General features: G+C 63.5%; 19 protein-coding genes and 1 tRNA gene. 8 read left to right on the forward strand and 12 right to left on the reverse strand.

Going from position 1 to position 21,850, the window contains the following annotated elements; genetic code table 11:
- Position 1 precedes the first annotated feature (1 nt).
- The 3 genes from KBY49_RS01265 to KBY49_RS01275 form a co-directional block, all read right to left on the reverse strand.
- On the reverse strand, positions 2-1,300 hold the full coding sequence (locus KBY49_RS01265; protein ID WP_254932967.1) for a glucose-6-phosphate dehydrogenase assembly protein OpcA: 1,299 nt from the start codon (positions 1,298-1,300) through the stop codon (positions 2-4).
- Positions 1,301-1,337: 37 nt separating this feature from the next.
- The gene (gene zwf, locus KBY49_RS01270) at positions 1,338-2,861 is read right to left on the reverse strand and encodes a glucose-6-phosphate dehydrogenase (protein WP_254932968.1); all 1,524 of its coding nucleotides are present in this window, start codon (positions 2,859-2,861) and stop codon (positions 1,338-1,340) included.
- Positions 2,862-3,035: 174 nt separating this feature from the next.
- Positions 3,036-4,220 (reverse strand): FAD-binding oxidoreductase, encoded by a 1,185-nt coding sequence (locus KBY49_RS01275; RefSeq protein ID WP_254932969.1) that lies wholly within the window; start codon positions 4,218-4,220, stop codon positions 3,036-3,038.
- Between the two features lie 202 nt (positions 4,221-4,422).
- On the opposite strand from KBY49_RS01275, the gene KBY49_RS01280 reads away from it, so the two are divergent.
- The gene (locus KBY49_RS01280; protein ID WP_254933967.1) at positions 4,423-4,908 is read left to right on the forward strand and encodes an SRPBCC family protein; all 486 of its coding nucleotides are present in this window, start codon (positions 4,423-4,425) and stop codon (positions 4,906-4,908) included.
- Positions 4,909-4,941: 33 nt separating this feature from the next.
- On the opposite strand, the gene KBY49_RS01285 is transcribed toward KBY49_RS01280, so the two are convergent.
- Positions 4,942-5,014: transfer RNA gene (locus tag KBY49_RS01285), tRNA-Glu, on the reverse strand.
- 68 nt (positions 5,015-5,082) lie between these two features.
- Positions 5,083-6,270: a histidine kinase gene (locus KBY49_RS01290; RefSeq protein ID WP_254933968.1), complete on the reverse strand. Its 1,188-nt coding sequence runs from the start codon at positions 6,268-6,270 to the stop codon at positions 5,083-5,085.
- Positions 6,271-6,476: 206 nt separating this feature from the next.
- Here KBY49_RS01290 and KBY49_RS01295 point away from each other — a divergent pair, with 206 nt between their 5' ends.
- The 3 genes from KBY49_RS01295 to pepN are packed head-to-tail and all read left to right on the forward strand — an operon-like array spanning position 6,477 to position 10,214.
- The gene (locus tag KBY49_RS01295) at positions 6,477-6,971 is read left to right on the forward strand and encodes a hypothetical protein (protein ID WP_254932970.1); all 495 of its coding nucleotides are present in this window, start codon (positions 6,477-6,479) and stop codon (positions 6,969-6,971) included.
- A gap of 9 nt (positions 6,972-6,980) precedes the next feature.
- Positions 6,981-7,502, forward strand: a complete 522-nt coding sequence (locus KBY49_RS01300) for a cAMP phosphodiesterase (RefSeq protein WP_254932971.1) — start codon at positions 6,981-6,983, stop codon at positions 7,500-7,502.
- An 18-nt stretch (positions 7,503-7,520) separates the two neighbouring features.
- On the forward strand, positions 7,521-10,214 hold the full coding sequence (pepN, locus tag KBY49_RS01305) for an aminopeptidase N (RefSeq protein WP_254932972.1): 2,694 nt from the start codon (positions 7,521-7,523) through the stop codon (positions 10,212-10,214).
- Positions 10,215-10,238: 24 nt separating this feature from the next.
- On the opposite strand, the gene KBY49_RS01310 is transcribed toward pepN, so the two are convergent.
- Together KBY49_RS01310 and KBY49_RS01315 are read right to left on the reverse strand one after the other, a co-directional pair.
- A complete protein-coding gene (locus KBY49_RS01310; protein WP_396099158.1) occupies positions 10,239-11,465 on the reverse strand; it encodes a glycoside hydrolase family 10 protein in 1,227 nt (408 codons plus the stop codon).
- A 17-nt stretch (positions 11,466-11,482) separates the two neighbouring features.
- Positions 11,483-12,490 (reverse strand): ribose-phosphate pyrophosphokinase, encoded by a 1,008-nt coding sequence (locus KBY49_RS01315; protein ID WP_396099160.1) that lies wholly within the window; start codon positions 12,488-12,490, stop codon positions 11,483-11,485.
- 68 nt (positions 12,491-12,558) lie between these two features.
- On the opposite strand from KBY49_RS01315, the gene KBY49_RS01320 reads away from it, so the two are divergent.
- On the forward strand, positions 12,559-13,071 hold the full coding sequence (locus tag KBY49_RS01320; protein ID WP_254932973.1) for a hypothetical protein: 513 nt from the start codon (positions 12,559-12,561) through the stop codon (positions 13,069-13,071).
- Here KBY49_RS01320 and KBY49_RS01325 read toward each other — a convergent pair.
- On the reverse strand, positions 13,068-14,147 hold the full coding sequence (locus tag KBY49_RS01325; protein ID WP_254932974.1) for an LCP family protein: 1,080 nt from the start codon (positions 14,145-14,147) through the stop codon (positions 13,068-13,070). The two genes, KBY49_RS01320 and KBY49_RS01325, sit on opposite strands and share 4 nt — an antisense overlap.
- 91 nt (positions 14,148-14,238) lie before the next feature.
- Here KBY49_RS01325 and KBY49_RS01330 point away from each other — a divergent pair, with 91 nt between their 5' ends.
- Both KBY49_RS01330 and malQ read left to right on the forward strand, forming a co-directional pair.
- Positions 14,239-15,435, forward strand: a complete 1,197-nt coding sequence (locus tag KBY49_RS01330; RefSeq protein WP_254932975.1) for a Coenzyme F420 hydrogenase/dehydrogenase, beta subunit C-terminal domain — start codon at positions 14,239-14,241, stop codon at positions 15,433-15,435.
- Positions 15,436-15,448: 13 nt separating this feature from the next.
- Positions 15,449-16,945: a 4-alpha-glucanotransferase gene (gene malQ / locus KBY49_RS01335; protein WP_254932976.1), complete on the forward strand. Its 1,497-nt coding sequence runs from the start codon at positions 15,449-15,451 to the stop codon at positions 16,943-16,945.
- On the opposite strand, the gene KBY49_RS01340 is transcribed toward malQ, so the two are convergent.
- Complete coding sequence (locus KBY49_RS01340; RefSeq protein ID WP_254932977.1) at positions 16,930-17,871, reverse strand: RodZ family helix-turn-helix domain-containing protein; 942 nt, start codon at positions 17,869-17,871, stop codon at positions 16,930-16,932. The two genes, malQ and KBY49_RS01340, sit on opposite strands and share 16 nt — an antisense overlap.
- Positions 17,828-18,556 carry a pseudouridine synthase gene (locus tag KBY49_RS01345; protein WP_254932978.1) on the reverse strand — a complete coding sequence of 243 codons (729 nt, stop codon included), beginning with the start codon at positions 18,554-18,556 and terminating at the stop codon, positions 17,828-17,830. Before KBY49_RS01345 ends, KBY49_RS01340 begins: the two co-directional genes overlap by 44 nt.
- 73 nt (positions 18,557-18,629) lie before the next feature.
- On the opposite strand from KBY49_RS01345, the gene KBY49_RS01350 reads away from it, so the two are divergent.
- Entirely contained in the window at positions 18,630-19,673 is a 1,044-nt protein-coding gene (locus tag KBY49_RS01350) for an RpoD/SigA family RNA polymerase sigma factor (RefSeq protein WP_254932979.1), read from the forward strand.
- Positions 19,674-19,692: 19 nt separating this feature from the next.
- Here the strand turns inward: KBY49_RS01350 and KBY49_RS01355 are convergent, their stop codons facing one another.
- Both KBY49_RS01355 and KBY49_RS01360 read right to left on the reverse strand, forming a co-directional pair.
- Entirely contained in the window at positions 19,693-20,160 is a 468-nt protein-coding gene (locus tag KBY49_RS01355) for a hypothetical protein (protein ID WP_254932980.1), read from the reverse strand.
- Positions 20,161-20,186: 26 nt separating this feature from the next.
- The gene (locus KBY49_RS01360) at positions 20,187-21,830 is read right to left on the reverse strand and encodes an AarF/ABC1/UbiB kinase family protein (protein ID WP_254932981.1); all 1,644 of its coding nucleotides are present in this window, start codon (positions 21,828-21,830) and stop codon (positions 20,187-20,189) included.
- Between the last annotated feature and the right edge of the window lie 20 nt (positions 21,831-21,850).

Below are 21,850 nucleotides of genomic sequence, written 5' to 3' on the forward strand. Positions count from 1 at the left end.
CTCAGTGGGGCAGCAGCTTGGCGGCTAGGGGAGCTGCTGCCGCCAGCAATGGGCTGGTGGAGTCGTGGCTGCCTGAGAGCAGCCTGGCCATTTCCATTTCCTCGCTCTCGTTGGGCAGGGGCACTACTTCCTCCGCCAATTGCATGCTGGCCATGCCCCCCGATTCCAGGCGCATGCAGCCGCCCGATTCGGAACAGAGGATCACGCAGAGGGGGGAACCCTGGCTGCTCTGGCAGATCAGCCGCAGGCCCACCATGGCCCCCGGATGGGTTTTGGGCACGCCTACGGGCACAGTCATTTGGCGGAAGCGCACGGTCTGGCCGTCGCTGCGTTCAAATTCGGCGCCGATGCCCTGGCCTGGGCCATCGCAATCCACTTCGTAGCTCGACACCAGGTGCCAACCCAGTCGGTCGGCTAGCCAGGCCGCCAGCAGCAGCCCCTTGACGGGGTTGGTGCCCTCCACGTCTAGGTCGAGCTGCACCACATGGTTGAGGGCGTCACGCCTGGAGGGTGGGTCAAACACCATCGCCAGCGATTCCCGCCAACTGCGCAGCCGGAGCCAGTTGAGGTCGTTGATCGGCTGGCCCGCATTGATCCGGGCCACCAGCAGGTCGAGGCAGCTCCGCGGATCACCTAGGGAGGAATCCACCACCAGGCGCCGCTGGCCCGTAGCCAGGGCTGCCATCACCTCGGGGGCCTCGTCGAGGCTGCTGTTCCACCACACCCAGCAGGGCAGGTCTGCAGCGATTAGGGGTTGCACTAGATCCAGGCTTTGGCTGAGGGTGCCGCTGCCGCCCCGCAGCACCACCACATCGCCGCAGGCGGACCCGCCCGAGCCCTCATCGGGGAGCGGGCAATAGGCCGCCACCAGGGTTTCTAGGGGCTTGTTGCCATCCAGGGTGGGGGCCAGGGTGATTAACCGCCGGGGCATTTGGGCGCTGATGGCTCCCTCCACAAACTGACCCCGCAGATCCTCTGCGCGGTGATTGCCAGCGAGGTTGCCGATCGCCCAGGCCAGCTGGGGATCCATAGGCGCGGTGCTGAGGGGCAGGTTGCAGGCGCCCGCCGCCGCCCGGGCAGCCTCCAGTACCGGTTCGTTGAGCAGTCCTGTGATCGGCCCATCCAGGCGTCCGCAGCGCACCAGCTGCTGCTCCAGCCAAGCCCCCTCCCACACCACCAGGGTGAAGGTGGCGGCGCCTGGGGAACTGTCCAGGTCCTTGCTCCAAAGGCTCTCCAGGTAGCTGGAGACCTCGGCCGGGGGCAGGGCCAGGGGGGGCTGGAGGGTTAGCTGGGTCGACATGCTGGCTAGGACGGAATTGGGACTGAATTAGGGAGACCTAGGGACGTCGCCAGGCCAGGCCGTCTTCGGCCAGCAGGTTGTCGGCGGCGGCGGGTCCCCAGGTGCGGGCTTCGTAGGGGTAAACGGGCAGCTGGGCTGGCGAGTCTTCGATTAGCTCCAGCAGGGGCGTATAGAGCCGCCAAGCGGCTTCCACCTCGTCGTTGCGGGTGTAGAGGGTGGGATCGCCCAACATGGCGTCGGCCAGTAGGCGCACATAGCCCTCATCCGAGGGCTCGCCAAAGCTCTCGTCGTAGGAGAAGGACATGTCCACCGGCCGGCTGCGCATGCCCGAGCCGGGGGCCTTCACCTCAAATTTGAACTCCGCGCCCTCATCGGGCTGGATCCTCAGGATCAACTGGTTGGAGATGGGGGCTCCACCGGCGGCATCAAACAGGTGGACCGGCGCCTCCCGGAAGGTGAGCACCACCTCACTGAGCCGTTTTGGCAGCATTTTTCCGGTGCGCAGGTAGAAGGGCACCCCCTGCCAGCGCCAATTGTTGATGAACAGCTTCATCGCCAGGTAGGTCTCGGTGGTGCTCTCCGGATTGACGCCGGGTTCCTGGCGGTAGCCGGCGATTGGTTGGCTCTTGGAGCCACCGGGGCCGTACTGGCCGCGCACGCAACATTTCCAGGGTTCAGCCTCATTGGCCAGCCGGGCCGCCTGCAGCACCTTGGCCTTCTCGTTGCGCATTGATTCGGGATCAAAGCGGCCGGGGGCCTCCATCGTGATCAGGGCCAACATCTGGGTGAGGTGGTTTTGGACCATGTCCCGCAGGGCGCCACTGGATTCGTAGTAGCCGGCCCGCTCCTCCACCCCCACCGTTTCGGCGGCAGTGATCTGCACGCTGGAGATGTAGTTGCGATTCCAGATCGGCTCAAAAATGGTGTTGGCAAAACGCATCACCAGGATGTTCTGGACCGTTTCCTTGCCGAGGTAATGGTCGATCCGGAAGATCTGGTTTTCCTGGGCGCTGGCCTGCACCACCCGGTTGAGCTCCTGGGCGCTGCCGTAGTCGCGGCCGAAGGGTTTTTCGATCACCACCCGGCTGCGGCTCGGGTCGCTCAGGAGCCCGGCGGCGGCGAGGGAACGGCAGCCGCTGCCGTAGAAATTCGGCGATACCGAAAGGTAAAAAGTGCGGTTGCCCCTGGTGGCCCGCTGCCGATCGATCACTTCGAGCCGTTGACCTAGGCGCACCACCGAGGGCGGATCCTCCAGGTCCACCGGTTCGTAAAACAGCCCTGCGGCGAATTGTTCCCAGGCCACGGGGTGCTCGGCCACCTCGGCGGCGAGGGCTTCGCCCATGCGACTGCGAAATTCCTCGTCGCTCCAGGGCCGGCGGGCACAGCCCAACACCGCAAATTCACTGGGCAGGCGCCGCTGTCGAAACAGTTCAAACAGGGCGGGGATCAGCTTGCGGTGGGTCAGGTCACCACTGGCGCCAAAAATCACCAGGCACTGGGGTGAAATCACCCGCTCCTGCCGAAGGCCGATCCGGAGTGGATTGGTCAAGACCGCCGACATGGGTGGTTCTGCGGCTATTGCCTACTGATATGTGGAGGCTGGCCCCAACTACCTGGTTCGTCCATGTTTGTGACGGTTTCCCAGGTTTCTTTGGGGCTGTGTAGGCAATTGCCAACAAAAAAGCCCGCCTTGGGGGCGGGCCGGGGATTTGCTGGGCTGAAAAGCCTCGCTAAATCAATAGGTTTCCACGTGCCAGCGGTCGGCTTTTTTAAGGGCTGGCCGCAGTTCTGCCCAGTTCAGGCCCTTGGCGGCGGCGGCGGTGGTCATCGCCTCGTCGATGCCGGGCTCCATGCCCCTCAGTCCACACATGTAGGCGTGGGTTTTGGGATCTTCGATTAAGGCGAAGATTTCATCGGCGTTTTCGCTGACCCGGTCCTGGATGTACATCCGGCCGCCACTGGTGTTTTGCTGCTCACGGCTGATGGCCTTGGTGTAGCGGAAATTGTCGGGATACTCCTCGACGTATTGGTTGAAGTCGTCGTCGTAGAGGAGGTTTGCCGTGGTGGGTGAGCCCATGAACAGCCAGGCCTTGCCGCGGAATTTCCAGCCGTTTTTCTCCCGCTCGGTGGATTCGAACATCCGGCGCAGATAGGTGCGCATCGGCGCAATGCCGGTGCCCGTGGCAAACATGATCACGTTGGCCTCCTCGTCGTCGGGAAGGAGCATTTCCTTGCCCACCGGACCGGTGATTTTTACCTTGGAACCCGGTTCGATGTCGCAGAGGAAGGTGGAGCAAACGCCATTTACGGTTTCGCCGTCCTTCTCGTATTGCAGCTGGCGCACGCAGAGGGAAACCGTGTGGCCGGCCATGTTGTCGCCATGCCTTGTGCTGGCGATTGAGTAGAGACGCAGCTTGTTGGGCTTGCCGTTGGCGTCTTCGCCATCGGGAATGATGCCGATTGATTGGCCCTCCAGGTAGTGCAGCTGGGGGTCGCCACCGCTGAGGTCAAAAGTGATGTGATTGACCCGGCCAATGGCCCCTTCCGCCAGCAGGCTGTAGTTCTCGGTCACGGTGCCTAGGAAGGGATCCTTTGGCTTGTAGAGATTGACAGGAACGTTGGCGTGGGACACGGCGGCTGGTTTCGGAGGAACGGTGGAGGTTTCTGCTGGGCTATTGGCTGGGGCAATAGCTGGGGCAGTGGCAGTGGCTGGGGCAGGTGGCAGCTCGGCCCCAGCGGCATAGACAGCGGTAATGCGCCCACCCCGCTGGGCAACGGCTTGCATCGTGCTCTGCAGTTGGGCGAAGGCCACGCTGAGGCGGCGCTCAGCCCGGCGCTGCGTGCCTAGGCCGAAGGCTTCAACCACCACAGTGAACATGCGGCTGTCCAGTTGAGTGGCTCGACCCGTGGTTACGCGCATGCTGGATCAGACCTTAAAAAGCCGGTTGATCATAGGGAACCAGTTTTATGGGCGGTTTCCAGGCCACCCCGGCTAAGTTTGTGATGCAGATCACCCAGGGTGATTTCCACTGGTACAACTGTTGAGCCAACCTGAAATCCCCCTGGCGGCAGCTGAGGCTTCGGATCTGGCTGCCTGTGGTTGCGACACCATCCAGCAGGAGATGGAGCGCCTGCCCCAGGGCACTCGTCGCCTGGCCGTTCAGTTGCGCTTGGCCCTCGATCCCAAATGGATCTGGGGGGTGCTGACCGATTACGCCAATTTGAGCCGTTACATCCCCAACCTGGCCTCCTCTCGCCAGCTTTGGCGCCGCGGCAACAGGGTGGGCCTGGAGCAGGTGGGCACCCAGAAATTTTGTGGCCTGCGCTTCAGCGCCAAGGTGGAGCTGGAGCTTGAGGAGGATCGGGAGGCTGGTCTGCTGCGTTTCAGCATGCGCCAGGGTGATTTTCGCCGTTTCGAAGGCAGTTGGCAGATCAGTGCCCTACCCCAGGGGGACAGCCAGCTCAGCAGCCTGGTTTATGAACTGACGGTGCAGGGCCGTCCTGGCATGCCGATCGGCATCATTGAGCAACAACTGCGCGAAGACCTGGCCAGCAACCTGCGGGCCGTTCAAAAGGAAGCCCAGCGTCGGGCCCTCAAGGCTCGATAGCCAGTTTCGAGAAACTGGACCAGCTCAAATCAATACCCCCAAGGGGATTCGAACCCCTGTCGCCTCCGTGAAAGGGAGGTGTCCTAGGCCTCTAGACGATGGGGGCGAGGCCACAACAACCAAGTGGGTACCGGGCTTTTGGCCTGGCTCTCACGGGCGTTGATGTGTTGAACGCTACGGGTCCGCGGCACCCTTCGTCAAGGCGCGCCCCTCCGGACTGGGCGATACCTGGCCATTCCAAACCGGCACGGTGAAGTGGAAACAGGCTCCCTTGCCCATTTCCGAGTCGACCCAAATGCGGCCACCGTGGACCTTGGCAATGCGGCGGCAAACCGACAGCCCCACCCCAAATCCCGAGGTGGTGCTTGAGGTTTGCGGCAGCCGAACCCGGTCTAGGAAAATCCTGTCGTGTTCGTTTTTGGGGATGCCAGGCCCCGTGTCGCAAATGCTCACCTGGACCCATTGATCGGTGCGGTGCAGCATCGTCAACTTCACCTGCCCCCCCTCCGGGGTGAATTTGAGGGCGTTCTCAAGCAGGTTGAGTAGTACCTGGCGCAGGCGGCGTTGGTCCCCAAACACATCCGGGAGATCGGCTGGGATGTCCGTGACCATGGCCAGATCGCGGCCCACCCAGAGCTTTTCAATCTCGAGGATTGCCTCAGCCGCCACCCTGCCCAGGTGCAGCCTTTGGGGGTTGAAGAGGGTTTCCCAGCGGGTGGTGCCCACCTCCAATAAATCCTTGGAGAGGGCCTCCATGTCGTCGAAGCGCCGGTTGACTACATCGCTGAAGCGGGCCGCATCGATTTGGCCCAGTTGGTGGCTTTGCAGGGCCAACTTTGCGGCGGTGAGCGGCGTGCGCAGTTCGTGGGCCACCATCCGCAGCAGCCTTTCCTGGCCCCCTAGCCGCTCGATCAGGGTTTCGTTCTCCTGGCGGAGCACCAGCAGCTGATCTTCCAGTTGAACCTCCCTTTGGGTGCGGCTGCCATCGATTTCAGGGGGCCTCAGGCTCATGCCCAGGCCCGTTACGGCCTCAACCTGTTGCCAGCGCGGCAGCCAGCTGCGCAATTTTTGGGTGAGGGCATTGCCCGCAAACACATGTTTGGGCTGGGGCTCGAGCTTCACCAGGGCCGGGGTGGCCACGAGCCGGTGCAGTTCGAGTAACTCCGGTTGCTGGGCCGGATCGGCGATCTCCAGGGAGACCGTGAAACCGCAATCGCCTGTTTTGAGGAAGTGGAGCAGGTTGCGCACATCTGGGCTGGCCAGGTGATATCTGGTGGCCACCAGCAGTAGACGCAGCTCCTGGCGCTCCCCTTCCTGCTCTGGATCGGGAAGACCTACGGGGCCAGATGTGGTGTTTGCGATCACCTCGACACCTTATGGGATTTCGGGCGGTTTTCCCTGGCCCCGCTATGACAGAAGGGAACTGACCTAAATCGCCCAAGGGCGCCAATGCCATGGGCCCGAACCAAGAAGTTTCCACCGATCTTTTCCACCGCAAGCCTCCTTCTGGAGCCCCGGCTGGAGGCCCATCTGTAGTTGGGGCCGCCGCTCCACGCAGCCGGATCCAGTTGGATTCCAATTTGAAGCGCTGGTTTGCCCGCAGCCTCGGCCTTTGGCGTTCCCGTCGGCTGTATTTCTTTGCCGATGGCGAGGACCTGCGCGTCGACATGATGCTGCGGGTGGAGATCTTCAGCGAGCCCGTGGAAGGCGATGCCGCCTACCGATTCAGCTGGTGGCCCGAGCAGGATTTGGAGTTCTTTGATAAAAAGCCCCGCTTCGTGCCCAACGGCAGCATGGAGGCCTACCTCTGCGGCCATCAGTTGCAGCGCAGCAGCGGCTATCTCGACTGCACCTCAAATACGAGCCAGATCCGCCAAGTGGATGAGCATGAGCAGATCTTTGAGACCCGCTATGGGGGATACGACATCCTTGAGCACGTAAGGCTTTTGGACCAGGACCGTTACCGCTCCCGCTCGATTCACAGCTGGAAGGAGGGGGTTTTGGATCTTGCGGAAATCCACCATGAAATCCGGGTGGAGGAGGCTGGACCACCCCTGGCTTGATGCAGCAGCATGGGGGCACCCGAATCCCTTGCCTTGATCTCCCTGCTGCGTCGCTGCCGGCCCCATTTGGCCGCTTCCCTGCTGGCGGTCCCGCTTCTGGCCCTTCCCCTACTGGGGCTGCCCCTTTTGATGTTCCAGGCCCCCGCGCAGGCGGCCCCCGGCCAGGCTGAGGTTGCTGGGGCACCGGCCACCGAGGCGGATATGAATCTCTATACCCGTATTGCGGCAGTGAATGTATGCATCGCCCGCGGGGCCGGGGTGGAGTTTGACAAGGCGGTGGGCATTGCCGGTGAAACCATTGCCCAGCTGATTTTGGGCCAGCACGGCGGCTCGATTGCCCAGGTGGGCCCCAGCCCCCTAACCATTGATCAGTTGCGCAAGGGCTCGATCAATTCGGCGGTTTTGGGGGCGGTGGAGATTTGCCCCAAGGAGGTGCCAGCCGATGTAATTGCCAAGGTGCAGGCGGCCCTCAAGGCCCAACAAGGGGGAACCAAGGCCCCAGCACCTAAGACCCCACCCACCAAAAAGTAATTCTCTTTTCCCCCACCCATGGCCCCAGTGCGCCTAGCTGATTACCGCCAGGCGCCATTTCTGCTCGAGCGAACGGACCTAACGGTCCAGCTGTTTGAGGCGCAAACCCTGGTGCAGGCCGAGCTGGCCCTGCTGCCCAATCCCCTGGGACTGCGGGCGCCCCTGCAGCTGCAGGGGGTGGGTCTGGAGCTGCTGGAGCTGGCCATAGATGGCCAAGCCCTGGTCAGCAGCGCCTATCAACTGGATGCCAATCAGCTGACCCTGGTGGATCCTCCGGATCGACCCTTTGTGCTGCAAAGCAAGCTGCGGATCCATCCGGAAAACAACAGCACCCTGGAGGGCTTGTACGTAAGCGGCGGCCTATTCACCACCCAGTGCGAGGCGGAGGGCTTTCGCCGGATCACCTTCCATCCGGATCGCCCCGATCTACTCAGCCGTTTCCGGGTGCGGATTGAGGCCGACCTGGCCAGCTGCCCGGTGCTGCTTTCCAACGGCAACTGCATCGAAACCGGCGAACTGGCTCCCGATCCGGCCAGCGGCGCAGGGCGCCACTACGCCATCTGGGACGACCCCTTCCCCAAGCCCTCCTATCTATTTGCCCTGGTGGCGGGCCAGCTGGAGGAGGTGCGCAGCAGCTTCACAACGGCGAGTGGTCGAAATGTGGCCCTGCGGATCCACGTCGAGCCCGGCGATGCACCGCTCACCACCCATGCGATGGCATCCCTGAAGCGCTCGATGGCTTGGGATGAGCAGCGTTATGGCCTGGAGTACGACCTAGATGAATTCAATATTGTTGCCGTGCGCCATTTCAACATGGGTGCGATGGAAAACAAGAGCCTAAATATCTTTAATTCAAAGCTGGTTCTGGCGGATGCTGAGACAGCCACAGACGATGAGCTTGAGCGGGTTGAAAGTGTTATCGCCCACGAGTATTTTCACAATTGGACTGGAAATCGAATCACCTGCAGGGATTGGTTTCAGCTTTCCCTAAAGGAAGGGCTAACGGTTTTTCGCGACCAATGTTTCACCGCCGACCTGCATGGCGCAGCCATCAATCGCATTGAGAATGTTTCGATGCTGCGCAATACCCAATTCCGTGAGGATGCGGGTCCCACGGCCCACCCCGTGCAGCCCGATGCCTATCAGGCGATAGACAACTTTTACACCACCACCATCTATGAAAAGGGTTCGGAAGTAATCCGAATGCTCCATACCTTGCTCGGCGAAGAGCTATTCATGAAAGGTATGGCGCTCTATGTGCAACGCCATGACGGTACGGCCGCCACCTGCACCGAGTTTGTGCAGGCCATGGAAGATGCCTGCACCTCGGAGCCTAATTTTGATTTCTCCCAGTTCCGCCGCTGGTATCACCAGGCCGGCACCCCTGAGCTGAAGGTTCACCGCCACTGGGATGGGGAGCAGGGGGTGCTGGAGCTCCACCTGCAGCAGCACACGCCCGCCAGCGCAGGTCAACCAGACAAGCAGCCAGTTGTTATTCCCCTGGTCTTGGGCTTGGTGGGTCAGGGGGGTAGGCCCTTGCCGGTGGCCTTAGCCGGCGAAACCGCTGCAGAGGCCCGGGCTGCGGTGCTGCCCCACCATTGGGGGGAGGGCAGTCGGCTGCTGGTGGTGGATCAGGCCGACCAGCGCCTGCGCCTGGAGGGGCTGCCGCGCCAGGACCAGCCCCCGGCCCTGTCGTTGCTGCGCCAATTTTCGGCCCCGATCAAGTTGGTGATGGGTCGGACCCCAGGTGAGTTGGTCCACCTGTTGTCGTGCGATAGCGATCCGGTTTCCCGTTGGGATGCGGGCCAGCTGCTGCTGCGCCAGGCCGTTTTTGCCCGGGCCCAGGGCCACCCGGATGGCCTGCTGGAGGAGGAACTCATCGATGCCTTTGGCCATATCCTGGCCGACTCCAGCCTTTCCGAGGCCAGCCGCAGCGTCTTGCTCAGCCTCCCAGGCATGGCGGAGCTCGAGGATGTGGCAACGGCCCATGGCCAGGCCCCCGATCCCCCGGCCCTGTTTGCGGCACTGGGGGCCTTTCAAAAGTGCTTTGGCGAAGCCCTGGCCGTGCCCCTTTTGGATGCCCTGGAACGGTGTAAGTCCGAGTGGTCCCTGGCCTGGCCGGCGGGCAATGGCGACCGCAGGCTCACCGGCCTGATCTGGCTATGGCGATCTGCCACGGGCGATGGGGCCGTGCGCCAAGCAGCCTTGGCCGCCGTGGATGGGCCCTCGATGACCCTGGCCCGCGCTGGCTTACGGGCTTTGCAGGGCCATGACTGCCCCGAGCGAGCCCAGGCCATGGCGGCTTTCTATGCCCGCTGGGAACATCGGCCTGTAATTTTGGATGCCTGGTTTGGTCTGGAGGCGGCGGCCCCCTTTGCCGATGGCCTGGAGCGGGTCAGTGCCTTGCTCGATCACCCGCGCTTTGATCCTTTTGCCCCCAATTCAATTAGGGCCGTACTGGGTGGTCTGGCGGGCAACGCACCGGTCTTCCATGCTGCCGATGGTTCGGGCTATCGCTTTATGGCTGGCCAAATTGCCCTGCTTGACCAGCGCAACCCGATCACGGCCTCCCGCATGGCCAAGGTGTTGAGTAGTTGGCAGAGCTATGGAGAAGGGCGGGGCACCCGCATGCGTGAAGCCCTGGAACAGCTGGCCGCGGCACCACTTTCAGCCAATACCCTGGAGGTGGTGGCCCAGTGCCTGCCGGCCTAAGGGTCTTTCAGAGGGGCAGAGCCTTCACCAGGGCAGGGCTGGCAAGACCGGCGGACTGGGGGGGCGATTGGTGGAGATGGCTTGATGAATCTGCTGGAAGGCCTGGCGGCGCAGCTCCGGACCCTCCTGGCCGGCGTGTTTGCCCCAAAGGCCCTCCCAGTAGAAATAAATCACCCCATAGCCCTGGGAAAAGGCAATTTGGACCCGCTGGCTGAGGTCATCCATGGTGCTGGTGCGACCACCAAAGCCGGCCAAGATCCCGATTTCCACCGGTATCGACCAGCCCTTCGCCTTCAGCAGGGCCGGCTGCTGCAGGTCCTTGGCAAAACCAGCTACTGAGTAGGCGTAGTTCTGGACGACCAGTTCATCGATCAGGCCCCCCAGGGCCCAGAGCTCCCAGTCCTGGAGCCAGTGGTTGTAGGCAAAACGGAAGGGGCCCGGTGAAAGGCTGACAAAGGCCTTGCGATTTCCCTTGGTCTTGAGCACCTGCCGCAGCTCCCGCAGCAGGTCGGTCAGTTGGTGGCGCCTCCAGGTCATCCAGGCCCGGTCACTGGCATTGGCCGGGGGTTCGGCCCCTGTGGCGTTGCGATAGAGCTGGCGGGTGTAGGGGTCGTAGCCCAAGCCCACCGGCCAGGCGAAGTGGTCATCGAGCTGGATGCCATCGACGTTGCAGCGTTCCACGATCTCCCTGACCAGGCCAATGAACCGTTGCCTGACGCCGGGGTGGGCTGGATTTAGCCAGGCCATTTGTTTGCCGTGCATGGCCATCGAGGTGGAACCATCGGCGGCCTGGAGCACCCACTCGGGGTTTTGCTGGACTACCGCGGCATCGGCCGGTTCCATTAGGCCGTACTCGAGCCAGGGGATCACCTGCATGCCGCGTCGATGGGCTTGGGAGGTCATCCGACAAATCGGATCAAGGTGCCCATTTGTATTGGCGTTTCCATGGCCATAGGCGTTTTCCTGGCCATGGGCCTTGGCTAGGGCCGGCTCCATCGGGGCATAGGCCGAATTGTGAAACGTGTTGCCCCGACTCCACACATTTGGGTAGAGGGTGTTGAAGCCGGCGACATCCAGTTGTTCAACGGCGCGGTCAATGCGACTGCGCTCGTAATAGAGGGGGCTCGGGCTGTTGGTTAGCCAGACGCCAATGCGTCGTGGTTGGGCCCCAGCTGCCAGCTGATGCAGAGCTGTCAGCGGCAGTAGGGCCAGCGCTAGCAGGAACCTTGGCAGCACAACCCGTTGGGGCACGTTCAGCTTTGGGTAGGTCAGCGGAACATTGAGCTCACCGAGCTCTCATCATGGATTCGCCAAATTGCTTCGCCGAGCATGTTGGCTACCGAGAGCACCTGCAATTGGGGGAAACGGCGTTCTTCCGTGAGGGGAATGCTGTTGGTGACTATTACTTCTTCAAACAGGCCCGGCTCCGAGAGACGCTCCACCGCCGGCGGTGAGAAAACCGCATGGGTGGCACAGGCCAGCACCCGGGCGGCGCCGCACTTGCGCAACAGCTTGGCGCCCTGGCAAATCGTGCCGCCGGTATCGATCATGTCGTCGATCAGCACGGCGGTTTTGCCTGCCACATCGCCAATCACCGTCAGGCTCTCGGCAATGTTGTGGGCGGAGCGGCGCTTGTCGATGATTGCCAGGGGGGCGTCGCCCAGTTTTTTTGCAAAGGCCCTGGCCCGGGCCACACCGCCGACATCGGGGGAAACCACCACAAGCTCCTTCAGGTTGCGGGTGTTGAGGTAGTCGACGAGCACGGGCGAGCCGTAGATGTGGTCGCAGGGGATGTCGAAATAACCCTGGATTTGGGCTGAATGGAGGTCCATCGCCAGCACCCGGTCCACCCCGGATTTGGCCAGCAGGTTGGCCACTAACTTGGCGGTGATCGATTCACGCCCGGCGGTTTTGCGGTCGGCCCGGGCGTAGCCGTAATAGGGCACCACGGCGGTGACCTGGCGGGCCGAGGCCCGTTTGCAGGCATCCACCATGATCAAAAGCTCCATCAGGTGGTCGTTCACCGGAGCACAGGTGGGCTGGATCAGGAAGACGTCGCAGCCCCGGATCGATTCCTGAATTTGGATGTAAAGCTCGCCATCGGCAAAGCGCTTGATCACCCTGGGGCCATCTGGCACGCCCAGGTAGGCGCCTATTTCCCTGGCCAGGGCCTGGTTGGAGGTGCCGCTAAACAGCCTCAACCGCCTGGTGTCGTGCTCAGGCTGGGGTTGGTTGCCAGCGATGGCCACCCGATCAGCGGTCAAGAAACTGGTCACGACGGGCGGGGGGGCGTCGGCTTGACCCTGATGGTAGAAGCGAGGGGGCCAAGTCAGCCAAAATTTCGATGAGCCGTTTACTGGTTTTAAGTGCTGGTCCCCTTGGGGAGGTGCGCTCCTTCCAGGCCGACCTGGCTGAACCCCTGGCTTTGGCCCTGGGCTGGAGTTGGAATGGGCTTTGGGCGGGCCTGGAGCCCTCCGACCTGCCCAATGAGCAACTGGCGCTCCTGCAGGCCCAACCGGAATCGGGATCGGCTGCGGCGGGAGCCGGTGAATTGGTGGGGTTGCCCCTAGATCCAGGCCTGCTGCTGCCCAGCGGCGGCCATTGGGCCGAGGCCCTGGGGGCCTGGCGGCAGCCGGTGCTCTTGGTGCTCAGTGCCGCCCAATGCCAGAGCGGCCTGCCTGCAGCGATGACGGCTCTATTGATGCAGTGGCAGGTGCCCTTGGTGGGCCTGGTTCAGTGGGGAGAGCCCTGGGAGCCGGAGCTGCGCCGGGCCGATGGCCTGCCTTGGCTGGGGAATGGTCCTGCTGAATCCCTGCGCTCGGCCTTTGGCCTGGCCCTGCGCTCCCGCCTGGACTAGGGCCCAGGGGCAGGGGGGGCTGGCCAGAGGGGTGAGGGGGCGGTGCTCGCCACCCGAGTCAGCTGCGGGGAGATCTGCGGAGTGGTTTGCTTGGCGGCTGATTTGGTGGCGGGTTGGGCGGCTGGTTGCGGGACGGGTGCCAGGGGGATCGATGAAAACTCGACCCCCTCCGGGTTTGCCAGGCCCGCCGCCAGCAGGCTCAGGGTTTCGGATTCACTGAGGTTGGTTCCCACCTGCCCCTTCAAGGACCTCACCAACCCGGGGATGCGCACCAGTTGCTCCTGAATGGCCATCTCCTGCAGCAGGGAGCTGACCACCTCCTGTTGGTGCTCCTGGCGGCTTTCATCTGGGCGCAAGGGGTCCCGGAAGCGGGCCAGATGCTCGATCTGGCGGCCTTTTAGTTGCTGCAGGCCGCTGTCAAGTTTGATTTTGAGCTGTTGTTTCCTGTCGCTGTAGCGCATTTCCATCGGCGGGTTGGCATTCACGCCCCCCAGCCCATCGACCAGATTGCGCAGCCCCGCCCGGCTGATCACCAGGTAGCGCTCGGGTTCTTGGGGCCCCAGGCCCACCAGTTCGCGCACCGCATCGGCGCTGAGGGCGGCTCCCCCCAGCCGGTAGAGCTTGCCCAAGGGCAGGGGCCCCTTTTGGCCTGGCAGCTGAACCCCAAGGCTGGTGGGCACCGTCAGCACCTGCAGTGGCCCCTGGGGATTGATGCGAATCAACAGCAGGGCATCGTTGTTGGCGGGCCCCAAGGGGGCCGCATTGTTGAGGCCATCGCCGACTTGCTCCGCATCCAGACCAATCACCAGCAGGGTGATTGGTCGCATCGGGGCCTTGGCCAAATCGGCGGAGTTGAGATTTTTGAGGGCATCTAGGGATCGATCCGACTCTGGCCAAACCAGGGCCAGCAAGCCGAGACCGCCGATCAAGCCCAGGCCGGCAGCACCCAGACGGGTGGCGATGCGCCGGCGCCGAGAGCCCTTCTGGGCGGCCTTTGCTTTGGCGACCTTTGCTTCGGCTTCCTTGGGTTGGGCGGAGCGGGGGGCCATGGCGGGGCTGGGGGCGCCCGTGATCAAGAGGTGGCACCACTTTGACCCAGCTACCCGTGCAAGCTGCCCAGCTCCCCAGCCCCACACCCGATAGCTTTGCTGAGCTGTTAGGGCTGCCATGGTTTCAAGAGCTCCCCATGAGCGGGCCAAGCCCTTGGCGAAGGGAAGCACCTATCCGGCCAAGGATCTCTGCAGCCAGTGCGGTCTTTGTGATAGCCGCTGGGTTGCCTATGTGCGCCAGGCCTGTGCCTTTTTGAACCAGCAGATCGAGCCAATGGAGGAGCGGGTCCATGGCCGTAGCCGCGACCTCGACAACGAAGACGAGCTCTATTTCGGCGTCAGTCAGCGGATGCTCACGGCCCGCCTCGAGCAGCCGATTGAGGGCGCCCAGTGGACCGGCATTGTCAGTCGGATCGGGGTGCGGGCCCTGGAGACTGGCCTGGTGGATGCGGTGCTCTGTGTGGGCCAAAGCCCAGACGACCGCTTCACGCCCGTGCCGGTTTTGGCGCGTACCGCCGAGGAGGTGATGGCGGCCCGGGTCAATAAGCCCACCCTCTCGCCAAACCTCGAGGTGTTGGAGCAGTTGCCGGGCAGTGGCATTCGACGCCTAATGGCGATTGGGGTGGGCTGTCAGATCCAGGCCCTGCGGGCGGTGCAGGCCAGCCTGCCCCTAGATCAGCTCTACGTGCTCGGCTTGCCCTGCGTCGACAACGTCAGCCGGGAGGGGCTCCAAACCTTCCTGGAAAGCGCCAGTCGCTCCCCCGGCACCGTGGTGCACTACGAGTTCATGCAGGATTTCCGGATCCACTTCCGCCACAGCGATGGCACCGAGGAAACGGTGCCCTTCTTTGGGCTCGACACTCCCAAGCTCAAGGACGTCTTTGCGCCCAGCTGTTTGAGCTGCTTTGACTACACCAATGCCGGGGCCGACCTGGTGGTTGGCTACATGGGCGCCACCTTTGGCCGCCAGTGGCTCACCGTGCGCAATCCCAGGGGGCAGGAGCTGCTGGATTTGGTGGAGGCTGAGCTCGACGTGGCCCCAACCACCAGCCGGGGTAAGCGCCAGGCGGCGGTTCAACAGGGCATAGACGCCTACGACAAGGCCCTCAAATTGCCGATGTGGCTGGCAGAGCTGGTGGGCTGCATCGTGCGCAATGTGGGCCCCAGGGGCCTCGAATACGGCCGCTTTTCTATTGATTCCCACTTCACCCGCAATGCCCTTTGGCTGCGGCGGCACCATCCTGAAAAGGCCGAGGCCCAAATCCCGGCCTTTGCCAAAAAAATCGTCGGCCGTTACCGCCTCCCAACTACATGAAACAGGCCAATCCATGAGACAAGCCGGCGTTTTGCTGCACCCCACGGCCCTGCCGGGCCCCGGTGGCTGCGGCAGCTTTGGGGCGGCGGCCCACGAATGGATCAGCCTGCTGGCCCGCCATGGGGTGGGGGTTTGGCAGCTGCTGCCCCTGGCCCCCCCCGATGGCACCGGTTCCCCCTACAGCTCCCCCAGTGGTTCGGCCCTCAATCCCTGGTTCCTAGATGGGGAGGTGTTGGCTGCTGAGGGTTTCCTGACCGATGCAGACCTGGCGGCCTTGAACCAGCTGCCTGTTGAGGATCCAGGCCGGCTTGATTTGGGGGGCCTGCCTGGACGCATCGAGGCCCTGGGCGAGGCCCTGCAACGGCGCTGGGCTGGCCAGGGGGCAAGGCGCCAGCGGGCATTCCAGGCCTGGCGCCGCCGGCAGCGCCACTGGCTAGACGACCACTGTTTGTTTGTGGTGATCCGCCGCCTTGAGGCGGGCCGTCCCTGGTGGGAGTGGCCCCAGCCCCTGGCCCAGCGCCGGGGCCAGGACCTGCGCCAGTTGGCGCGGCAGCATCGGCCGGAGCTGTTGGCTGAAGCCCTGGTGCAGTGGCAGTTGCAGCGCCAATGGGACCAACTCCGCTGCCATGCCAAGGCTGAGGGGGTGCGGCTGGTGGGGGATTTGCCCTTCTATGTGGCCCATGACAGCGCCGATGTCTGGTGCCATCGAGGCCTGTTTTCTGTCACTGCAGATGGCAGCTTGAGCTCCCAGAGCGGTGTGCCGCCGGATTACTTCTCCGAGACCGGCCAACTTTGGGGCACCCCCATCTACGCCTGGCCCCGCCATTGGCTGACGGGTTTTGGTTGGTGGCTGGCCCGGCTGCGGCGCCAGTTGGCCCTTTTTGATCTGGTGCGGCTCGACCATTTCCGGGCCCTGCAGGCCTTTTGGTGCGTGCCTGGGGGAGCCACAACTGCTGAGCACGGGGTGTGGCGCCGCTCCCCCGGCTGGCCCCTGCTGGGCCTGCTTTGGCTCTCCCTGGGTTGCCGGCTTCCCCTAATCGCTGAAGACCTGGGGGTGATCACGCCGCCGGTGGAGCACCTGCGCGATGGTTTTGCCCTGCCGGGGATGAAGATCCTCCAATTTGCCTTTGATGGCGACCAGGCCAATCCCTACCTGCCCAGCAACATCAAGGGGCGCCGCTGGGTGGTGTACACCGGCACCCACGACAACGCCACCACCAAGGGCTGGTGGCAACAACTGGACCCCGAATCCCAGGGCCGAGTTGGTGAGGCAATGGCTGCCCAGGTGCAATCCCCTGCCCGCCAGCTAGCGGAATTGGCCCTCGCCACCTCCGCCGACCTGGCGGTGGTGCCGCTGCAGGATCTGCTGGAGCTGGGCGACGAAGCCCGCTTCAACACCCCCGGCACCAGCTCTGGGAACTGGACCTGGCGGCTAAACCAACCCCTTTCCAGCTTGGAAGGGGCGCTGCAGGCCTATGGCCAGGCGGCTGGTCGCTACGGCCGCGGCTGAGCAGGTAGGGCAAATACCGCTTTGCCCGCACCCGCTTTGCTCCCATCCGGTTTGCCACTATCCACTGGCTGCAGCACCTCGCCGTTCCACTCGATCGTTCCAGCTGCCTTGGGCGCGGGGTTGAGGCTGAGCCGGAAGGGGGGACTGATCTGCAAAACCAATTCCCCCTGGCTGGCCTGCAGTTTGCTGCGCACCCCGCCCTGGCTCTCCAGGGTGATCTGGCTGGGTTGGCTGATTTGGATCCGTAGCTGGCCCGGCTGGCCTGGCTGGCCGCGGTTGGGCTGGCGGGCCTCCGCCTGCAGCAGCTTCAGGGCTTGGCCCTTGGCTGCCAGTTCCAGGGGCCGTAGGTCGGGGTAGAGCTGCAGCAGCTGTTGCTCCCCCTTGGGTTTGGCGAGCTGGCGGGCCTGGGTCGCGCTGAGGGGTGGCACCGGCTGCAGGGCCAGCAATCCCTCTGCGGCCAGCCTCTGTTGTTGGAGGTTGATGCCGTAGAGCAGGCCCAGGCTCAGCGCCCCATAGATCCAGGTGCCATGCCAGTTGGTGAAGACGTCGATCGATCCGAGGGTGATCGCGCGGGAGCGCAGGCGAAATGCCCGCAGGCCGGTGGGCTTTTCGTTTTCGTGGTCGCCGGCGTAGGCCAGCACGCCGTCGAGGCAGCCGGCGGGCAGGTTTAGCTGGCCCTCCAGCAGGGGCAGCATCGTGCGCAGGTAGGTGGCTTCCGGCAATCTTTCGCCCCAGCCCCGTTCCAGGGCCTCCAATACGGCGGCACTAATCCGGGTGACCTCCGCCAATTGCCGCAGGTTGAGGCCCCGCCGTTCGCGGGCCTCCCGCAGCTGGGCCCCAAGCGCCAGGAGAGGATCGTTGGGCGCTTCCGGTTCCATCCTCTTAATTGGGGGCTTGCGCCAATAGCCGCCATTCTTGGCGATCAAGGCGCCGCCAGCGACCCTCCGGCAGTTCCCCCAACCCAATCGGCCCAATGGCCAGGCGCTGGAGATCCAGCACGGTGTAGCCCAGTAGGGCTGCGGTGCGTCGGATCTGGCGATTGCGCCCCTCCCCCATTACCAGCTCCAGGCAGGTGGCATTGGGGCGCGTTTGCTGGATGCTCACCTGCACCGGTTGGCTGGCTTGGCCATCGAGCTCCACGCCCCGGGCCCATTGCTCTAGTTGGGTGCGCTGTACTTCGCCCCGCAACCAGACCAGGTAGGTCTTGCGGTGCCCGTAGCGGGGATGGGTGAGCTTGAGGGTGATGTCGCCCTGGTTGCTGAGCAACAGGGCCCCGCGGCTTTCGGCATCCAGCCGGCCGACGGGATGGAGGCCCTGGCCCTGGCTGAGATCGTCGGGTAGGAGGTCGAGCACGGTGGTCCGGCCCTCCGGGTCATGGCAGCTGCAGACCACGCCGGCTGGCTTGTTCAGCAGGATCAACAAGGGGTCGGGCCGTTTGGCCAGGGGCCTGCCCTGCACATTGATTTGATCGAGATTGGGATCGGCCCGATCTCCCAGCTGGGCAACGCTGCCATTGACCAGCACCTGGCCAGAGCGCAACCAGACTTCGGCATTGCGGCGCGAGCACAGCCCGGCGGCGGCGATCAATTTTTGGAGCCGCTCTCGGGCCATCCAGCCATGTTGGAGCGCGGCGAATTGATGGTACCTTTACGAACCAAATTAGTTTCGTAACCCCCGGGGTTTAATGCCCTCTCTGCCCGTGCTCGGCCCCGATGCTTCCTCCCGCGATGGGGGCGGCGACCTTGTGCGCTCCTATTTGCGTGACATCGGCCGTGTGCCGTTGCTCAGCCATGAGCAGGAAATCACCCTGGGCCGCCAGGTGCAGGAGCTCATGTCGATTGAGGAGATCGAACAGGACTTGGAGCAGAAGCTTGGTGCCAAGCCCAGCCAGGACCAACTTGCAGCTGCTGCGGGCATGGAGGCTGCCCTTTTAAAGAAGCGACTAAAGGGTGGTCGCCGGGCCAAGGAGCGGATGGTGGCTGCCAATTTGCGGCTGGTGGTGAGTGTGGCCAAGAAGTACACCAAGCGGAATATGGAACTGCTGGATCTGATCCAGGAGGGAACGATCGGCCTGGTGAGGGGAGTGGAGAAATTCGATCCCACCCGTGGCTATAAGTTTTCGACCTATGCCTACTGGTGGATCCGCCAGGGGATCACCAGGGCGATTGCTGAAAAGAGCAGAACAATCCGCCTGCCGATCCACATCACCGAAACCCTGAACAAGCTGAAAAAGGGCCAAAGGGAACTGAGTCAGGAGCTGGGCCGTACCCCGACGGTGACGGAGTTGGCGAGTTACGTGGAGCTGCCGGAGGAGGAGGTGAAGGACCTGCTGTGCCGGGCGCGCCAACCGGTGAGCCTGGAAACAAAGGTGGGAGATGGCGACGACACCGAACTGCTGGATTTACTGGCGGGTGATGGTGAACTGCCAGAGGATCAACTGAACGGTGAATGCCTGAAGGGAGACCTGCGGGCGCTGCTGGAGCAACTGCCAGAACTGCAGGGCAGGGTTTTAAAGATGCGCTATGGGATCGATACGGGCAGTGAGCTTGGTGCGGCCGGCATGAATGGCGGCATAGCGGCAGGCATCGGCCTGGAAGAACCGATGAGCCTCAGCGCCATTGCCAAGGAATTGGGCATTAGCCGCGACAAAACCCGCAGCCTCGAGCGCCGCGCCCAGGAAGAACTGCGCCGCCGTTCGGCGGAGCTAATTGGCTATCTGGTGGCTTGAGGCGGTAGCTGGTCTTGCCTTAGAAAAACTGGTCAAAGTTGTCGAAGTCAACGGCGCTGAAGGTGCCGTCTTGAACCTGGCCCATCAGCCGCTCCAGCTGCACCCATAGGGCGCCACCCGTGGCCAAGGAGAGCACGAAGGAAACCAGCAGGGCCACTCCAGCGGAGAAGCCAAACACCTGCAGGCTGCCGCCGATAAAAAGCGTCACCCCCAGAATCACGCCTCCGTAGGGGATGGTGATGGCGGCAGTGCCCAGGGGCAGCAGGGCTAGGCGATCCTGCTTCCAGCCCTCCAGGCGGTTTTGAACCAACTTGGCAAAGGTGAGCCCGCAGAGCACCGCAATGGCAAAACCCAGGCCCGCCACCAGGTAAGGCGGCTGGCTGATTGGGGCGTACTCCAGCAGGATTTCGTAGTCGTCGAGGTCGCCGTAATAGCCGCTGGCCAGGTCCTGGGCGGCTTCGCTCAGGTCGATCGGGGCCAGAGCCATTGCAGCGCATGCGATTGGGCCAGACCCTAGGCGGCCATGGGGTTGAGCTGCCTGAGCACCCCTCCCACCAGCTTGCGCGGCGAGAAGGTGCGGCGAAGCAGACTTGCCAGGGCCCGTAAATCCTCGGTTTGGAGGCGGTCGTCCTGCACCAGGTTGAGCAGCAACCGTTGGCGCAGGCTGCTGCCCCCCTTGCCCAACAGCAGCTTCAAGCCGGCACCAGCCACCGGCAGCAGATCGGGGTTGGCGCTGTCGTTTTCAACCACCGAGAGCAGGTTTTCCAGCCGCTCCAGCCGCAGCCTGCCGTTGGCATCAAAGATCACCTCCAGCAGCTTTTCGCGCATTTCGGCCGTATCGCCCGCCAGCAGCCGTCTGGCCACGTAGGGGTAGGCCACCCGGATGATCTTGAAGCTGGGATCGAGGCGCAGGGCCAGGCCCTCCTGGCTCACCACGGCCCGAATGATCAAGGCAAAGCGGGCCGGCACCCGGAAGGGATAGGCATACATCAATTCGGAGAAGCGATCGGTGATCGCCTTGAAATTGAAGGCCCCCACGTTTTCGCCCAGGGCTCCCCCCAGCACCTCTTCCAGGGCCGGAATGATTGGTTCGAGATCCGCCTTGGGATTGAGGAAGCCCAGCTTCACAAAATCCAGCGCCAGGTCCCTGAAATCCCGGTTGATCAGGTGCACCACCGCTCCGGTAAGGGTCAGGCGGTCGGAATCACTGATCGAATCCATCATCCCGAAATCCACGTAGGCCAAGTGGCCCAGCACCCCGGTTCTGCCGGGTAGGGCAAACAGGTTGCCGGGATGGGGATCGGCGTGGAAGTAGCCAAATTCCAGCAGTTGCTGCAGGCCCGCAATTACGCCGGTGCGGATCAGGGCCGTGGGATCGAGCTGGTGGGCCTCGAGGGCTTGGCGTTCCTGCAACTTTGTGCCATTGATCCAGCTGGTGGTCAGCACCCGACCACTGGAGAGCAGCCGCTCCACCCGCGGCACGGTCACCTCCGGCTGGTTGGCAAAGAGGGCGGCAAAGCGCTCGGCGTTGTCGGCTTCCTGGTGGTAGTCGATCTCCTCAAACAGGCTGCGTCCAAATTCATCGATGATGTCGCCCAGGCCAAAACCCAGGTTCAGGGGCAGCAGCGGGGCCACGGTGATCGCCAGGATCCTGATGATCACCAGGTCGCGGCGCAGGGTGTAGGGCAGGTTGGGGCGTTGTACCTTGACCGCCACCCAGTGCCCATCAGCTAGCTGGGCCTTATAGACCTGGCCCAGGCTGGCGGCGGCCACCGGGTAGTCGGGAAAGCTTTCAAACAACTGGTCGGCGGGGGCGCCCAGTTCGGCCTCGATCGTGGCCAGGGCAATGGCGTGGGGGAAGGCGGGCAGGTTGTCCTGCAGTTGGGTGAGCTGCTCGAGCCAATCACGCCGCACCAAATCTGGCCTGGTGGAGAGCGACTGCCCCACCTTGATGAAACAGGGCCCCAGCCCGGTCAGGGTGGTGAGAATGCGCTTTGCCAGCCGCTTTTGCACATCCGGGCTCTGGCTGTTGGCCTGGGCCACCAGCACCAGGGCCAGGCTGGTGAGCTGCCAAAGCACCACCACCAGGCGGCTGACCAGGACCCAGGGGCGCAGTAGCAGCCAGCGCAGGTCTTTACCTGGGGAGTAGGAGCCCAACTAAGCAACGGCCTAATAGT

This window comes from Cyanobium sp. WAJ14-Wanaka (genome assembly GCF_024345375.1).
Classification (GTDB): domain Bacteria; phylum Cyanobacteriota; class Cyanobacteriia; order PCC-6307; family Cyanobiaceae; genus Cyanobium_A.

Excerpts from the sequence above, each read along its gene's own strand:
- KBY49_RS01265 (WP_254932967.1), bottom strand. The coding sequence starts at position 1,300 with ATGTCGACCCAGCTAACCCTCCAGCCCCCCCTGGCCCTGCCCCCGGCC.
- zwf (WP_254932968.1), bottom strand. The coding sequence starts at position 2,861 with ATGTCGGCGGTCTTGACCAATCCACTCCGGATCGGCCTTCGGCAGGAG.
- KBY49_RS01275 (WP_254932969.1), bottom strand. The coding sequence starts at position 4,220 with ATGCGCGTAACCACGGGTCGAGCCACTCAACTGGACAGCCGCATGTTC.
- KBY49_RS01280 (WP_254933967.1), top strand. The coding sequence starts at position 4,423 with ATGGAGCGCCTGCCCCAGGGCACTCGTCGCCTGGCCGTTCAGTTGCGC.
- KBY49_RS01300 (WP_254932971.1), top strand. The coding sequence starts at position 6,981 with ATGGGGGCACCCGAATCCCTTGCCTTGATCTCCCTGCTGCGTCGCTGC.
- pepN (WP_254932972.1), top strand. The coding sequence starts at position 7,521 with ATGGCCCCAGTGCGCCTAGCTGATTACCGCCAGGCGCCATTTCTGCTC.
- KBY49_RS01320 (WP_254932973.1), top strand. The coding sequence starts at position 12,559 with ATGAGCCGTTTACTGGTTTTAAGTGCTGGTCCCCTTGGGGAGGTGCGC.
- KBY49_RS01330 (WP_254932975.1), top strand. The coding sequence starts at position 14,239 with ATGGTTTCAAGAGCTCCCCATGAGCGGGCCAAGCCCTTGGCGAAGGGA.
- malQ (WP_254932976.1), top strand. The coding sequence starts at position 15,449 with ATGAGACAAGCCGGCGTTTTGCTGCACCCCACGGCCCTGCCGGGCCCC.
- KBY49_RS01345 (WP_254932978.1), bottom strand. The coding sequence starts at position 18,556 with ATGGCCCGAGAGCGGCTCCAAAAATTGATCGCCGCCGCCGGGCTGTGC.
- KBY49_RS01350 (WP_254932979.1), top strand. The coding sequence starts at position 18,630 with ATGCCCTCTCTGCCCGTGCTCGGCCCCGATGCTTCCTCCCGCGATGGG.
- KBY49_RS01355 (WP_254932980.1), bottom strand. The coding sequence starts at position 20,160 with ATGGCTCTGGCCCCGATCGACCTGAGCGAAGCCGCCCAGGACCTGGCC.